Annotated in this window: 11 protein-coding genes and 2 pseudogenes; 5 read left to right on the top strand and 8 right to left on the bottom strand. The window is 63.3% G+C overall.

Going from position 1 to position 13,810, the window contains the following annotated elements; genetic code table 11:
- Window position 1: 1 nt before the first annotated feature.
- From FXV83_RS21930 to FXV83_RS21915, 4 genes are read right to left on the bottom strand one after another with little or no spacing between them, the layout of a single operon-like run.
- Complete coding sequence (locus FXV83_RS21930) at window positions 2–700, bottom strand: molybdate ABC transporter substrate-binding protein (protein ID WP_148741460.1); 699 nt, start codon at window positions 698–700, stop codon at window positions 2–4.
- On the bottom strand, window positions 697–2,829 hold the full coding sequence (locus FXV83_RS21925; RefSeq protein ID WP_187436068.1) for a xanthine dehydrogenase family protein molybdopterin-binding subunit: 2,133 nt from the start codon (window positions 2,827–2,829) through the stop codon (window positions 697–699). Before FXV83_RS21925 ends, FXV83_RS21930 begins: the two co-directional genes overlap by 4 nt.
- A complete protein-coding gene (locus tag FXV83_RS21920) occupies window positions 2,826–3,296 on the bottom strand; it encodes a (2Fe-2S)-binding protein (RefSeq protein WP_148741459.1) in 471 nt (156 codons plus the stop codon). Before FXV83_RS21920 ends, FXV83_RS21925 begins: the two co-directional genes overlap by 4 nt.
- A gap of 15 nt (window positions 3,297–3,311) precedes the next feature.
- On the bottom strand, window positions 3,312–4,286 hold the full coding sequence (locus tag FXV83_RS21915) for a Bug family tripartite tricarboxylate transporter substrate binding protein (protein WP_187436067.1): 975 nt from the start codon (window positions 4,284–4,286) through the stop codon (window positions 3,312–3,314).
- Window positions 4,287–4,520: 234 nt separating this feature from the next.
- Here FXV83_RS21915 and FXV83_RS21910 point away from each other — a divergent pair, with 234 nt between their 5' ends.
- Both FXV83_RS21910 and FXV83_RS21905 read left to right on the top strand, forming a co-directional pair.
- A complete protein-coding gene (locus FXV83_RS21910; protein ID WP_148741457.1) occupies window positions 4,521–6,611 on the top strand; it encodes a molybdopterin-dependent oxidoreductase in 2,091 nt (696 codons plus the stop codon).
- Window positions 6,612–6,761: 150 nt separating this feature from the next.
- Window positions 6,762–7,091 (top strand): annotated as a pseudogene (locus FXV83_RS21905) (enoyl-CoA hydratase-related protein); the annotation flags it as partial.
- A 366-nt stretch (window positions 7,092–7,457) separates the two neighbouring features.
- Here the strand turns inward: FXV83_RS21905 and FXV83_RS45465 are convergent.
- The 3 genes and pseudogenes from FXV83_RS45465 to FXV83_RS21885 all read right to left on the bottom strand — a co-directional run.
- Window positions 7,458–7,732 (bottom strand): annotated as a pseudogene (locus FXV83_RS45465) (transposase); the annotation flags it as partial.
- Window positions 7,733–7,858: 126 nt separating this feature from the next.
- A complete protein-coding gene (locus tag FXV83_RS21890; protein WP_148741454.1) occupies window positions 7,859–8,176 on the bottom strand; it encodes a S41 family peptidase in 318 nt (105 codons plus the stop codon).
- Window positions 8,173–9,063, bottom strand: a complete 891-nt coding sequence (locus FXV83_RS21885) for a S41 family peptidase (protein ID WP_148741453.1) — start codon at window positions 9,061–9,063, stop codon at window positions 8,173–8,175. Before FXV83_RS21885 ends, FXV83_RS21890 begins: the two co-directional genes overlap by 4 nt.
- Window positions 9,064–9,533: 470 nt before the next feature.
- Here FXV83_RS21885 and FXV83_RS21880 point away from each other — a divergent pair, with 470 nt between their 5' ends.
- Window positions 9,534–9,845, top strand: a complete 312-nt coding sequence (locus tag FXV83_RS21880; protein ID WP_235940039.1) for a DUF992 domain-containing protein — start codon at window positions 9,534–9,536, stop codon at window positions 9,843–9,845.
- Window positions 9,846–10,126: 281 nt separating this feature from the next.
- Here the strand turns inward: FXV83_RS21880 and FXV83_RS21875 are convergent, their stop codons facing one another.
- Window positions 10,127–10,990 (bottom strand): aldo/keto reductase, encoded by an 864-nt coding sequence (locus FXV83_RS21875; protein WP_187436066.1) that lies wholly within the window; start codon window positions 10,988–10,990, stop codon window positions 10,127–10,129.
- Between the two features lie 44 nt (window positions 10,991–11,034).
- On the opposite strand from FXV83_RS21875, the gene FXV83_RS42905 reads away from it, so the two are divergent.
- On the top strand, window positions 11,035–11,466 hold the full coding sequence (locus tag FXV83_RS42905) for a site-specific integrase (RefSeq protein WP_347341076.1): 432 nt from the start codon (window positions 11,035–11,037) through the stop codon (window positions 11,464–11,466).
- 732 nt (window positions 11,467–12,198) lie between these two features.
- Complete coding sequence (locus FXV83_RS21865) at window positions 12,199–12,960, top strand: Crp/Fnr family transcriptional regulator (RefSeq protein WP_148741449.1); 762 nt, start codon at window positions 12,199–12,201, stop codon at window positions 12,958–12,960.
- Window positions 12,961–13,810 lie beyond the last annotated feature (850 nt).

The following is a 13,810-nucleotide window of genomic DNA, read 5'->3' as shown; positions in this document are numbered from 1 at the left end:
TCTAACCGCCAAAGCCCGCGCGTTGGCGCAGCTCCTTCCGGTCTGCGCCGGTCAGCAGCGTGATCAGCGCGGCGGCTTCGCCCGGATGTGCGGCCCGTGCACTCACAGCGGCCGTGTACATCGTCACGAGCTCGCATCCCGGCGGCAGCGATCCTGACAGCGCGATACCGTCGGTCGCGATGATCTCGGTTGCCTGCGTGCAGCCGATCGGGCGCGCAGCGGTCGAGGTCGCAAGCTCCCGCATCGCAGTTGCGCCGTTCGGAAAGATCTTGAGGCGCGAGGCGACCTCATAGGCGATGCCGAGCTGATCCAGGACTTTTGCGACGTGCCGTCCCGCGGTCGAGGCTTTGGTATCCGGAACGTAGATCGCGTCGGCGCTGCGCAGCACCTCGCGCAGATCGGCTTCGGTCTTCGCCGTCACCTTGGGATCGCGGCTACGGACCGCCAGCGCCGTCTCGACCCGGCCGATATCTGCAATCGAGGAGGGGATGACCAGACTTTCCTCGGCCAGCTTTGCAAGCAGCGTCCGCGTCACGATCACGAGATCGGCCGGCGTACCCGCGCGCAGCTTGTCGGCCATGACGCCGACCGGACCGAACTCGCCGTCGATTGCAAATCCGGTCTCAGCCTTGAAGGGCTCGGTGAGGCCGCGAACCAGGCCTTGCGCCGCGCCTCCGCTGAGGATGTTCAAGGTCGTCACGATGCAAGCTCCATGGCTGCAATGATCCTGTCGCGCGTGATCGGCAGGTCGCGCACGCGCACGCCGAGGCAGTCATGAACTGCATTCGCGATCGCCGCCGTCACGGGGCCGTGCGCGGCTTCGCCGGCCCCGACCGGCTCGACCTCGGGCCGCTGGATGATCTCGACATCCACCGCCGGCACCTCGGTGAAGGTCAGGATCGGATAGTCCGTCCAAGAGGTCGATGTGATGCGCGTGCCGTCAAAGCGGACGCGTTCCTTCAGGACCCAGCTCGTCGCCTGGATCGCGCCGCCCTCGATCTGATTGACGACGCCGTCCGGATTGATGGTCTCGCCGACATCGATCGCAAGCGTCAGCCTTTTCACCCGGATCTCATCAGTGCCTTCGATCTCGGCGATCGCTGCGCAATAGGCGCCCGTGTTCTTGTAGCGCGCAAAGCCAACGCCATGGCCGGTGCCGGATCGTCTCTGCGGCTTCCATGCTGCGCGTCGCGCCGCGGCGCGGATGACGTCCTTCGCGCGCTCGTCGCGCAGATGCCGCAGGCGGAACGCGATCGGGTCTTCGCCGCGCAAGGCGGCGATCTCGTCGAGCAGGGATTCGATGGCAAACACATTGCCTTGCGCACCCAGGGTCCGCAGCGCCGAGGTGCGCACCGGCATGGTCAGCAGCCGATGGCTCGTGATCGTCCAGGCCGGGAGGTCATAGAGCGGAACGGAATTGCGATCGCCACCACCGCCATTGGCCGCCGGCGGATTGGTCGAGATCATGCGCGGGTAGGGGTTCGCGATCTCGGTCGCGCCGAGCAGCGCCGGCTGTGCCGCGCGCCCGGGTCGGGCGGCATGGCCATTGCTCCAGATCGCGTGGCGCCAGCCGATGATCTCGTTGTCCTCATCGAGATCGGCCTCGATCTCGATGGCCATGGCCGCGCCAAATGGCGCGTGGGACATCTCGTCGTGGCGCGACCACTGCACCCGCACCTGACGGCCACTGGCGGCTTTCGCCAGCAGCACCGCGTCGAGCGCGACGTCGTCGGCCGCATTGTGTCCGTAGCAGCCGGCGCCCTCCACGTGCTCGACGACGATATTTTCGGCCGGCAGCTTGAGCACGATCGCAAGATCGGTGCGCAGCAGATAGACGCCCTGGCTGTGCGTCCAGACGTGGATGCGATCGCCGTCCCATTGTGCGATCGCGCAGGATGGCGCGATCGAGGCATGTGCGATGTAGGGACGGGTATATTGCCGGCGGAGAGTGCGGGCGTGCTGGCGCGTCGCCGCTGTCGTCCTGGTGTCGATGATGGTGGTCTGGGCCGGCTGGCACCTCAGAAAGCCCGCCAGATCATCTTCGTCGGGCAGCGGTTCGCCACCCGACCATGTCGCGCGCTTGCGCAATGCGTTCAACGCAGCCTCGGCCGCCGCCTCGCTGTCGGAAACCACGCCGGCAAAGCCGCCGTCGCGAGCGATCGCGACCAGTCCGGGAATTGCGCGCGCAGCGTCTTCGTCGAGCGCGACCAATCTGGCGCCGGAGATGTCTGGCCGCAGCACGCGTCCGTGCAGCAGGCCCGGCAGCGCGGCGTCATGGATGAAACGCGGCCGGGCGAACACCTTGTCGGGAATATCGATGCGCTCGACCGAATGCCCGGCGACGGCGCGCTTCACCGCGCTCTTCGCAATGGCGCCCGCGGTGGCGTCGTGGTCGAGCGAGACGTCACCGGCCAGTTCCCAATAGCTGGTCCTGACATTGCCGGGCCCGGAGATCATACCGTCGTTGACCTCGAGCCGCGCCGCATCGACGCCGAGGCGTTCCGATGCCGCGACGAGGAAGCGCTGGCGCACCTCGGCGCAGACGTGGCGCAGCGCGCGCCCGGATTGCTGGATCGACAGGCTGCCCGAGGTCACGCCCTCGTTCGGGCTGGTCGCCGTCGAGGCACGGATCATCTCGATCCGGGACATATCGACTTCGAGTTCGTCCGCGGCGATCTGCGCCAGCGCGGTGACGATGCCCTGGCCGATCTCGACCTTGCCGGGCGAGATCGCCACGCGGCCTTCGCCGGTGAACCTCACCCACGACGACAGCCTTGGATTGGCCGTCAGGCTGATCGGCAGTTTCGGGGCAGGGGGCGGCGTCATCATGAGGTTGCCATCTGCGAAGCCGCGCGCAGCACGGCGCGCACCATGCGATTATGCGATCCGCAGCGGCACAGATTGCGATCGAGCGCCGCTCTCACCTCCGCCTCCGTCGGCGACGGATTGTGCATCAGCAGCGCCGCCGCGCTGATCAGGATTCCCGAGACGCAATAGCCGCATTGCATCGCCTGCTCGGAGATGAAGGCGCGTTGCAGCGGATGCGGCTGTTCCGCCGTGCCGAGGCCTTCGACTGTGACGACGTCCTTGCCTGCGACCGACCACATCGGCATGTCGCAGGACGCGATCGCGCGATCGTCGACCATGACATGGCAGGCGCCGCACTCGCCGGCGCCGCAGCCGAAATGTGGCCCGGTGACGCCGAGCCGGCCGCGCAGCACGTCCAGCAGCGCCTGATCCGGATCGGCATCGACGGCCGTTGCGGTGCCGTTGAGCTGGAATTCAATGGTAGGCATCGTCGCTCTGCGGCCTCAGGATTTGTTGAACTTCTTGACGACGTCGGCCCATTTGGCGATGTCGCCGCGCAGGAATTTGTCGAACTGCTCCGGCGTCATCGACATGGGCACGGCACCTTGCTCGGTCCAGAGCTTTACGATGTCGGGGCGCTTCACCAATGCGTTCACGGCGGCGTTGAGTTTATCGATGACCGGCCTTGGGGTGCCGGAAGGCGCCATCAGGCCGAGCCAGATCGTCGCCTCATAGCCGGGCACGCCTGCCTCAGTCGCGGTCGGCACGTTCGGCAGCACCGCTGAGCGTTGCTTGCCTGTGGTCGCGAGCGCGCGGACCTGGTTCTCGGCGACGTTCGGTGCCATCGCCGGCACGGCGTCGATCATCATCTGCACCTGTCCACCGATTACGCCGCTGCGCGCTTCGCCGCTGTTGCGATAGGGAACGTGAACAAGGTCGATGCCGGCCATGGCTTTGAACAGCTCGCCGGCCATGTGGTAGGGCGTGCCCTGGCCGGAGGATGCGTAGTTCAGCTTGCCCGGTTGCGCCCTGGCGAGTGCGATGAACTCTTGCAACGATTTCGCCGCGACCTGCGGGTTCACCACGATGACGAGATCGGAATAGTTCACAGGCGCGATCGGCGCGAGGTCGCGCATCAGTTCGTATTTGCGCTGCGCAGGTGTCAGCAGCGATTCATTCGCGGTCTGGGTGTTGGACATCATGAGCAGCGTGTAGCCGTCGGCCGGCGATTTCGCCGCCTCGACCGTCCCGATGACGCCGCCCGCGCCGGTGCGGTTTTCGACCACAAAGGGTTGCCCAAAGCTCTCCTGGAGTGCGTTGCCGATCAGCCGGGCCGCGACGTCCGCCGGTCCGCCGGCGCCGAAGGGCACCACGATCCGGACGGCATGAGCGGGATAATCCTGTGCGAACGAGGGGGCGGCGGAAAATACCGCAAGCAGGCCGACCGCGAACGCCTGCGCGAATCTTCGGGCTGTCATGCCCACCTCCCTGATATCGTTCTTGTTGGACGGCACTTTAGCGGCTGGACGCGCGGACTGTCGACGCCTCACAAGGTCGATCGTGCCGGGAATATCGGGCCGTTTTCGGTGTGACTGACCCGCATTTCGGGCGCCCGGCAGGAACCCGCCCTATGCGCGGTCTGAGCAATTCGCATGGGCGTTGCCGGATAAAGGCGCTCGGCGGGCCGGTATTTTGGTGTTACGAATCTGGCCATGAACCAGCACGCCAAAATCGAAATCCGCCACTCCACCTGTCCGCATGATTGCCCCTCGGCCTGCGCGCTCGATATCGAGGTGATCGAGGGCCGGAGCATCGGTCGCGTCCGCGGTTCGAAGAAGCAGACCTACACGGCCGGCGTCGTCTGCGCCAAGGTCGCCCGTTACGCCGAGCGCATCCATCATTCCGAGCGGCTGATGTACCCGATGCGCCGCACCGGGCCGAAGGGCTCCGGGCAATTCGCGCGGATCTCCTGGGACGAGGCGCTGGACGAGATCGGACATCGCTTCAATGCCGCCGAGCGCAAGTTCGGTGCCGAATCGGTCTGGCCCTATTATTACGCCGGCACGATGGGGCTGGTGATGCGCGACGGCCTCAATCGCCTGACGCATGTGAAGAAATATTCGCGCTTCTATCAGACCATCTGCGCCAATGTCGCGCGGATCGGATATGCGATCGGCACCGGCAAAATCGCCGGCGTCGATCCGCGCGAGATGGCGGTCTCCGACTTCGTGGTGATCTGGGGCACCAATCCCGTCAACACCCAGGTCAACGTGATGACGCACGCGGCGCGGGCGCGCAAGGAGCGCGGCGCGAAAATCGCGGCGGTCGACATCTACGACAACGACACCATGAAGCAGGCTGACATCAAGATCATCCTGCGCCCCGGCACCGACGGCGCGTTCGCCTGCGGCGTCATGCATGTCCTGTTCCGCGACGGCTATGCCGACCGCGCTTATATGGACAAGTACACCGATTGCCCTGATGAGCTCGAAGCACACCTGAAGACGCGCACGCCGGAATGGGCTTCTGCCATTTGTGGTGTTCCGGTCTCCGAGATCGAGGCCTTCGCCAAGCTGGTTGGCGAGACCAAGCGGACCTTCGTCCGCCTCGGCTACGGTTTCACCCGTTCCCGCAACGGTGCTGCGCAGATGCACGCGGCGCTGTGCATTCCCGCGGTGACCGGCGCCTGGCAATATGAAGGTGGCGGCGCCTTCTTCAACAATTACGCGCTGTGGCACTTCGACGAATCCCTCATCGAGGGCCACGACGCAATCGACAAGACCGTACGCGTCCTCGACCAGTCGCAGATCGGCCGCATCCTCACCGGAGACACTGAGGCCCTGCGCGGCAAGGGACCGGTCAAGGCGATGCTGATCCAGAACACCAATCCGATGACGGTGGCGCCGGAGCAGGCGCTGGTGCGGCAGGGCTTTGCGCGTGAGGATCTGTTCGTCGCGGTGCACGAGCAGTTCATGACCGAGACGGCGCAGATGGCGGACATCGTGCTGCCGGCGACCATGTTCATGGAGCACGACGACCTCTATTACGGCGGCGGCCATCAGCACATCTCGGTCGGCCCCAAGCTGATCGACCCGCCCGGCGAATGCCGCTCCAACCACCAGGTGCTGCAGGCGCTGGCGCCGCGGCTCGGCGCCAAGCATCCGGGTTTCGAGCTGACGCCGCGCGAATTGATCGACGCGACGCTGAAGCTGAGCGGCCACGGCGACATCGCTGGTCTCGAAGCCGATCTCTGGCGCGACCTGCAACCGGACTTCCGCACCTCGCATTTTCTCGACGGCTTTGCCCATGCCGATCGAAGATTCCATTTCAAGGCCGACTGGGCCCACCCGCCGTTCGGGCTGATGATGGGCGATTTCGACAAGATGCCGGCGCTGCCGGACCATTGGGCGGTGATCGAGCAGGCCGACCAGGCGCATCCGTTCCGGCTTGCGACCAGCCCCTCGCGCAGCTTCCTCAACACCACCTTCAACGAGACGCCGTCCTCGCAGGCGCGCGAGGGCAAGGCGAGGGTGATGATCCATCCCCTGGACGCGGCCGCGCTCGACATCGCCGACGGCGATGCGGTGACGCTCGGCAACACCCGCGGCGAGACCACGCTGATGGCCACGCTGTTCGAGGGCGTGCGGCGTGGCGTGCTGATCGCGGAGTCCGTTCATCCGAACAAGGACCATATCGGCGGCCGCGGCATCAACATGTTGACCGGCGCGGACACGATCGCGCCAATCGGCGGCGCCGCGTTCCACGACAACAAGGTCTGGATCAGGAAGGCGGCTGCTGCCTGAGGCACGCTTCCCTGGTTCGATCGCGCTGCAAAATCGTGTCGGGGCGCTAAGGCGGCACATCATCGTAGATTGCATCATAGATTGCGCTTGCGCCTGTAGTGCAGTCTGCCGCAAATGTCGGGCAAGCGGGAGCAAGGAAGCGAGCGTGCCATGACCGACACCACAAGCGTCATCACCGAGAAGCGCGGGCAGGCGTTCTGGATCACCATCAACCGGCCGGGGAAACGCAACGCACTGAACGGCGACGTGATTGCCGGCATCGCCAAAGGCTATCGGAACGCGCATGACGACAAGGATGTCCGCCTCATCGTGCTGACGGGCGCGGGCGACAAGGCGTTCTGCGCCGGCGCCGAGTTGCAGAACTCCGGCGCGGCGTTCGCGATGAATCATTCCAAGCCGAATGTCGACTATGCCGATCTGTTGCGGTTGTCCCAGAACGCGACCAAGCCGGCGGTTGCGCGGGTCGGTGGCGTCTGCATGGAAGTGTGATCTCAACAAGCGGTCTGGATGGAATCCATTTCTCCGAAAAAAACAATGCGGATCTCGGCAACGCCCTAGCTAACAAGGTTTTAGAGATCTTTTCGCGCACAGCAGAGTAAACGTCCGCAGGTGCATCTTTGCGCAGCGCCCCGAGGGCGCGAACTACTCGTGAGGGATAGTCTCACCCGGATAATTGTCGATTGGTTCGGAAGCTGGCAGGCGGCTCGGCCGGGTAACGGGCTGGGTTGGAGCCCTGCGAGGAAGGCGGCCCTGGGCCGCTGAGCGATCCGCTGGGCCGTAACAAAAATGAAGCCCGAGCAGGCCTCGAAAGTTCGAATGGCGTGCGATATTGTTGACGCGGGTTTAGCTCGCGAGCCAACCGTAATAACGGATACGGTGGAAGCTTTGCGGCAAGACATGCATCAGGAAGCCGGATGAATTCGTGGGGTATCGAGCGTCATCAGCTTGTATCGCTCGGGACCTTCGATGAGGTAGTCCTTCCACTGGAAGGTGACGGCGCTGTCGTCGAGCGCGACCAGGCGCCGGTTGGAGATGGCATGCGGTGGGTGTAGCGCAGCGAGATAGCGCAACACTTCCTCGGGGCCACCGAACGGCCGTTTGCTGTAGACGACCCATTCGCTGCACTACTTGTACAATTGAGAAAGCCTCGGCTCTCGAGACTCACAAGGGAGCGTGAGGGGAGCGAACCCCGATAGATTAGGTCCTCGTGGATAGGTGCAAGAGCCAGCAGGACTGTCTCCCGAGGATCAGGCCCCGGATAGGACCGCGATTGCGCGATCCAGTTGAGGATCACCTAAACCCATGGAGGCCGGGTCAGCTTGGACCTCGATCGTGGGTGCGACGCCGACGCTTTCCAGCCGCTCACCGTCAACTCGCACGTCCTCGACCGCGAGCAACAGCAAGCCGCCGCCGATGAGGAATGCCGTCGCAGCGAGGACAGCTCCCTCGGTCCGGCTACCGATGACCTCTCCAAGCTGATATTTCTTGAAGCCATAGGCAAGGACCTCCTGGCCGCTGCGGGTGCCACCGTTGACAAGCATGGCGACGGGCTTGCGCCACTTCACGTTCCGGAGTTCGCTGGCGCCATGGTCGGCGCGCCCGTGTTGAACAAATCAAGATACCCGGGGATCGCGCCGCCCCCGCCGTCGCGCAAGTCCCAGATCAGCGCGTCGGCGCCGTTCAAGGGACTTTGCGATAGAAGATGCTCGAGCGTCCGCTGATGCACGGAGCCAGCGTAGCACCAGACATGAACATAGCCGATGCTTCGGCCGTTGGCCCGTATTATGCGGGCACTGGCTTTCAAGCCATCCAAGAACATGTTGGGCTCAATATCGACCGGAGTAACCGATATTTGCATAAACGCGCCGGTACGACGCAGCCCCAGCACAACCTCCTTGCCGACCTTGCCACGGAATGACTGGACCGGCTGAAACTGTGCACCATCGGCGAAGACGATCACATCGCCAGCGAGCAGGCCGGCTTGTTGGGCCGGCGTGCCTTCGATAACGCCGGTAATCACGCTGTGGCCCTGCATGTCGAGACGCGAGAGGACGCCAATGCCGGGATAGGAGATACGGCCACCCGGAAAAGCGCGTTCCAGTCCGCGTCGCCTTAGCGCACCAGCAAAGATATCGGAAAGCTGGTAGTACTCTGGTTCGTGCGGTGTGTAGTAGCGGGTGTGCGAAGCATGCAGCTCGGAGAGCATGCTATTGATGACGCTGGCCAGCGCCGCTTCGGAACTCGCCCGTGTGGCGTCCGGCAAGTAATGGTCCCGGGCCGCCGACCAATCGAGCCCGTGTAGGTGCGGATCGTAGAACCGGTCTCGCACGGTCCGCCATATCTCCTCGAACGTGGCGATGCGTGCGGACACGGCCTGGGATGTGGCCGAATCCGCTGCTTCTCGCTGCTCGGCCCACAAAACCGTTGGGGCCAGGGCTGATGCCGCAGCCATTGATGTCAGCCGCAAAAATTGGCGGCGCGACGGTGCTGAAGTTGATGAGCTTCTTCATCGTACAACCCTGCGATGGAGCTCGTCGCTGCTCACCAGGTTGGAACGTGATGGTGAATAAGCTCTGGGCCGACAGTCACGGTGTTTGCCCGGTCGGATGTATAGCCTGCCGGTTTCGAGACTGCATCCGATCGCTCGGACTGGTTGACAGTGAGAAGGCGGCTGCTTCGCCGGAACATGGAAGGAACAACTGAAACGCTGACCGCGTTTTTCAAATTGTTCCCCCTCAAGGAGGTTTGCACCATGAACAGGCCGATATGTGCATTGGCTGGTTTGGCCCTTGCCCTTGCCGCGACGCCAGCAACAGCTCAGGATTTTGCCCGCGCGCGGGTAGGCACCCTTACCTGCTCCAAGTCCCGAGTGTAGGTTTCGTCGTCGGGTCGCAAGCACAACTAAACTGCATCTATGCTTCCATGCGGCATGGGCCGCGCCAGGCCTATGTCGGCACCGTGGACACGCTTGGCCTTGATATCGGGGCCATGTCGGGCGGCCGCATGAGCTGGGTCGTCTATGCCCCCGCTGGAGGGCGTCCCGGCATGCTGGCCGGCGACTACTCAGGCGCCGCCGCGGGGGTGACTGTCGGTGCTGCCGGCCCGGGAACCAATACGTTGGCCCGCGGACCGGATCAGGCGGTTGTCTTGCAACCGCTCGCCGTTCAGGGGCAGTCCGGTGCCAACCTTGCCCTCGGCATCTCGCACATGACGCTCCAGCCGGCAGCTCGATAGCGCGTCCGTCGCTGCGTGATTGAGACCTTTTGCTTGCCAGGCTAAAAAGGAGTGGCCCGTGTCGCGGTTTGCGTCGCGAACGGGCCGTCCGGCTTTGGAGATGGCCGCTCCTTTTTCATGCCGACGAGAATGGAGCGCGCGCGTGGTCGCCGGAAATCGACACGCAGCCGTACGAGCTGCTCCAAATGTGCCACGTCCTCGACAGCGAGAATGGTCCCGATGCGGACGTCGACCTTGTCGAGGTCAGAGGTGAAGATGAGGGGTTTGATGGGACGCTGGCTTCATGTTCCACTCTTTGCTGAGGCTCGGTCGATCGCGTCGAACTCGGTCTCGCTCAAGCGCCAACTCAGTGCATCGAGATTGGCCCTGGCGTGATGAGGCTTGGTCGCGCCGGGGATGGGAATCACGTGACTGTCGCGCGCCAACAGCCAGTTCAGGGCGACCTGGCTGAGGCTGGCGTCGTGCGCGCGGGCAATATCGGCAAGACACGTCCGCAGCGCTCTCGTGCCCATGCTGTCCGATGGCTCCGTGAGGCGGCCGGACGCAAGGGGAAAATACGCGACCAGTGCCACATCGAGCTCACGGCAGGCTTCGAGCACGCCATTTGTTTCCGCTGCTCGTCGGAGTAGGCTGTAGTTGACCTGATTGGCGGCGAGCGGAACGCCTGCCCTTGCGAGGTGATCGGCGATGCCGCGCATCTGGTCCGCATTGAAATTTGCCACGCCGACCGCGCGTGCCTTGCCGGACTTCACCGCTTCGACGAGACCTTCGGCGAACACTCCCACGTCGATCAAGGGCAGCGGATAATGAACATAGTAGAGATCGATTGTCTTGAGGCCCAGCCGCGCGAGCGAACCGTCAAGCGCGCTCATCAGACGGCGCGGAGAGGTTCGGCCCGGAAAGGGAAGGAATTTCGATGCTATCACCGCGCGGGTGGGATCGGCGCGCAAGCAGTCACCCACGACGCGCTCCGAGAAATAGATCTCAGCCGTGTCGATCATGCACGGGCCGGCATCATGAATGGTCCTGTATGTTTCCAACACGGCTCCACGATCGGCACGCCGCCACTTGTTCGTGCCGATGCCCAAGGGCAGCACATGGATGCCGGTTCGACCCAGGGGCCGCGTATCATGATCTGCGGGCATCGCTGGACCTCTTCAAAGCGAAAGCGCCGTTTGCGGTCGGTGTGATGACGCTGGCGTTTCAAGATTACGCCATAGATCGACTGTTGGTCCACATGCGGCGCTGGTACGACAGGAAGATCATCGCCAACCACTTCGTCGAGTGGCAGGGCGCGGGCGTGAAGTCGGTCAAGAACGGCTTCGCTCGTGCTGTGGAGGTGGCGAAGCTCGACCTATCGGACGGCAACGTCACGCCCCATACGCTGCGCCACACGGCGGCCACCTTGCTTATGCAGCTGGGCACTGACCCGTGGGAGGCAGCGGGCTTCCTCGGAATGTCGGTGAAGGTTCTGATCGACACCTACGGTCACCACCACCCTGACTACATGAAGGAAGCAGCTGGCGCGATTACCAAGAAGCGGGAGACGGCCAAGCGGGTCGTCGGCGCCCGTGAGACGGCTAAACCAGCTATCGGTACTCGCAGCATTCGAACAATCTAAGCCACGAAACTATAAATCTGCCGGGCGAACGGCCGCTCTGCGCGCTGTCCCATTAGCGTTACCGAGGCACCTTCCGCATCAGCATCAAATCAGGCGAACGTAGCCGGCGGCATGCTCCTCGTCATATGCAGTGAGCGTCGGACCGGCAGGCGCGAGATCAGCGACTTGCGGATTGAGTTGCGGCTCTTTCATAAGTGCCCTCGCTTTTTTGCGAAACGCGTCAGAAAGGACAGCCATTCCCAATGGCGCACGGAACTCCCTTGAATGTATGCCAGCAACCGCTGGCTGATCGTCATATTCAACATAAGTAGGAGACGGCTATCGGTGCTACGCGACGTTTGTGAAGAGAGGACCTCTGCTGCGTCAGTCCTTCCGCGCGGCAACTACATCGATACTACAATTTGCACTTACTCTCTTCTTTTACCCGCCGCGCGCCCGCCGCCCGCACGCACATTTGTCCGTTCGTACAATGAGGACTTAACGTTGAGCCGACACACAGTTGGAATGTCCGAGGCCGATGAATTGAAAGACATGACGAGGTTGTTAGCGAGCTTATGGGAAGCCGCGCAACGCCTTCCTGAGGGATCAGAGCGGCAGGATGCGTTCAGAGAGATCGGCAGCTTCCAGAGGCGGGTAGCGGCATTAATTGCACGCGCTCTTTAGGCTCTCCGCGATGTCGTATAACGCTCCAAGTGGAGCAGGCTGCGGATGCCTCACCGCTGGTTCCCCGCGGTGACGGCTCCCGGCGGAATTTCTAACGGGCTTCTTGCAGCGCTGCCGGCGACGGACCTCGATTTTCTGAGGCCCGAGCTAGCGATGGTCGCGCTCGATCAGGACGCGGTCCTTTCGCGCGCGGGTGAGCCGATAGAGTATGTCTTCTTCCCTCATGGCGGGGCCATCTCGTTGATGATCGACATGGCGGACGGACAGACGGTTGCCACAGCCGCAGTCGGACGCGAGGGGGCAGTAGGCATGCTCTCGGTGCTCGGGCCGTCACCGTCGGCCGCTACCGCAGTCGTCCATGCGGCGGGCACCGCCGCGCGGATCTCTGCGTCGCGATTTCACGCCGCTTTCAACCGCAGTCCGGCGATCCGGAACTTGGTCCAGGATCACGTCAGGGCGATGCTGATACAGTTCCAGCTCGGCTCCGCCTGCAATGCGCTGCACCCGGTCGAAGCCCGCATGGCTCGCTGGCTACTCCATCTCCACGACCGCATCGACCACGACATACTCCCGCTCACCCAGCAGGCGCTTTCGGAAATACTCGGTGTACGACGAACGACGGTGACGCTCTCGATGCGCAATCTGCGCGCGCGTGGGGCGATCAGGTCTGATCAACGAGGCCGAATCGAGGTCGACCGATGGCGGCTCGCGGCTGCAGCGTGCGAATGCCACAATACCATGCGTCTCGAAGTCGAGGAGATCTTGTCGATCAATAAGCCCGATCTCGCGCGGTGGCGCGTCACAGGAGTTGAATCCGGCGATGCTATATGAGGGCGTTTCGGCCCGACCGCTTGCTGACGTAAGAGAGAGAGTTAGCAGTCAGCCAATGTCGGCTGCGTCGTTAAATTCGGGAGTCCCGGCGCGTAACTCGACAGTCTGCTTTAACTCTAAGAAGAGACATCGTCAGCCGGGCCTTCCGGCCGGTTCACGCTGACTGGTCTACCGCTAGGTCGGAGGCGAGAGCCCCTTTGAATTGAGCCACTGGTCGGTATGGGCAACCGTCTCGAGCTGTCGAGCTCTGCGAAGCAACTGGTCCCGCCGAACCCCAGGCGGGGTGCCGCGGGCTTCTTACGTAGCCGTTCTGCCTGAGCAGACGGGCTCTGATCGGTACGGTATATTTGATGAGAAAAATTTGCTGCACCGCGCTGTTCCATATTTCGTTATAGAAAGGCGGGAGCACACGGGCGCTCATCGCCGCTAAAAGCCACGAGCCGGGCGGTGATGTTCAAAAGTTGACGCTCATTGGTGGCTTCTGTCTGTCCATTAGTAGACAGACGGTGGCGCAACTCGGCAGTCCGCCCTACCCTCAAGAACAGACGTCGCGAGCCGGGCCTGCCGGCATCCGAAAACCTTGTATGGGGCCTATTGGTGTCAAGTAGAGAGTGTCGGTGCTGTTGAGTCATTTTGTCACGTCACCAGATTGCATTTGCGGCATGGACAGCCCCTTGCTCGGCTGCGCTGAGCGGTCAAGCCCCAAAGCCGCTTGCGGCGCGCCGAAGGCGCGGGGCTTGACGGCGAATGCGCAGTCCGAGCCATCATAAAATTGTCGCCGCGACGTACAAAGGTCATTCGGCGCTGTTCGAGACACTGTGGATTGCGATTGTGGGGGCCTCTCCTTTCA

This window comes from Bradyrhizobium hipponense (genome assembly GCF_008123965.1).
GTDB lineage: Bacteria > Pseudomonadota > Alphaproteobacteria > Rhizobiales > Xanthobacteraceae > Bradyrhizobium > Bradyrhizobium hipponense.
Note: the sequence above shows the minus strand (reverse complement) of the source record. Positions and strands in the feature narration are given on the sequence as shown.

Coding starts and splice junctions, on each gene's coding strand:
- FXV83_RS21925 (WP_187436068.1), bottom strand. CDS start 2,829: ATGATGACGCCGCCCCCTGCCCCGAAACTGCCGATCAGCCTGACGGCC.
- FXV83_RS21920 (WP_148741459.1), bottom strand. CDS start 3,296: ATGCCTACCATTGAATTCCAGCTCAACGGCACCGCAACGGCCGTCGAT.
- FXV83_RS21915 (WP_187436067.1), bottom strand. CDS start 4,286: ATGACAGCCCGAAGATTCGCGCAGGCGTTCGCGGTCGGCCTGCTTGCG.
- FXV83_RS21910 (WP_148741457.1), top strand. CDS start 4,521: ATGAACCAGCACGCCAAAATCGAAATCCGCCACTCCACCTGTCCGCAT.
- FXV83_RS21885 (WP_148741453.1), bottom strand. CDS start 9,063: ATGGCTGCGGCATCAGCCCTGGCCCCAACGGTTTTGTGGGCCGAGCAG.
- FXV83_RS21880 (WP_235940039.1), top strand. CDS start 9,534: ATGCGGCATGGGCCGCGCCAGGCCTATGTCGGCACCGTGGACACGCTT.
- FXV83_RS21875 (WP_187436066.1), bottom strand. CDS start 10,990: ATGCCCGCAGATCATGATACGCGGCCCCTGGGTCGAACCGGCATCCAT.
- FXV83_RS42905 (WP_347341076.1), top strand. CDS start 11,035: ATGACGCTGGCGTTTCAAGATTACGCCATAGATCGACTGTTGGTCCAC.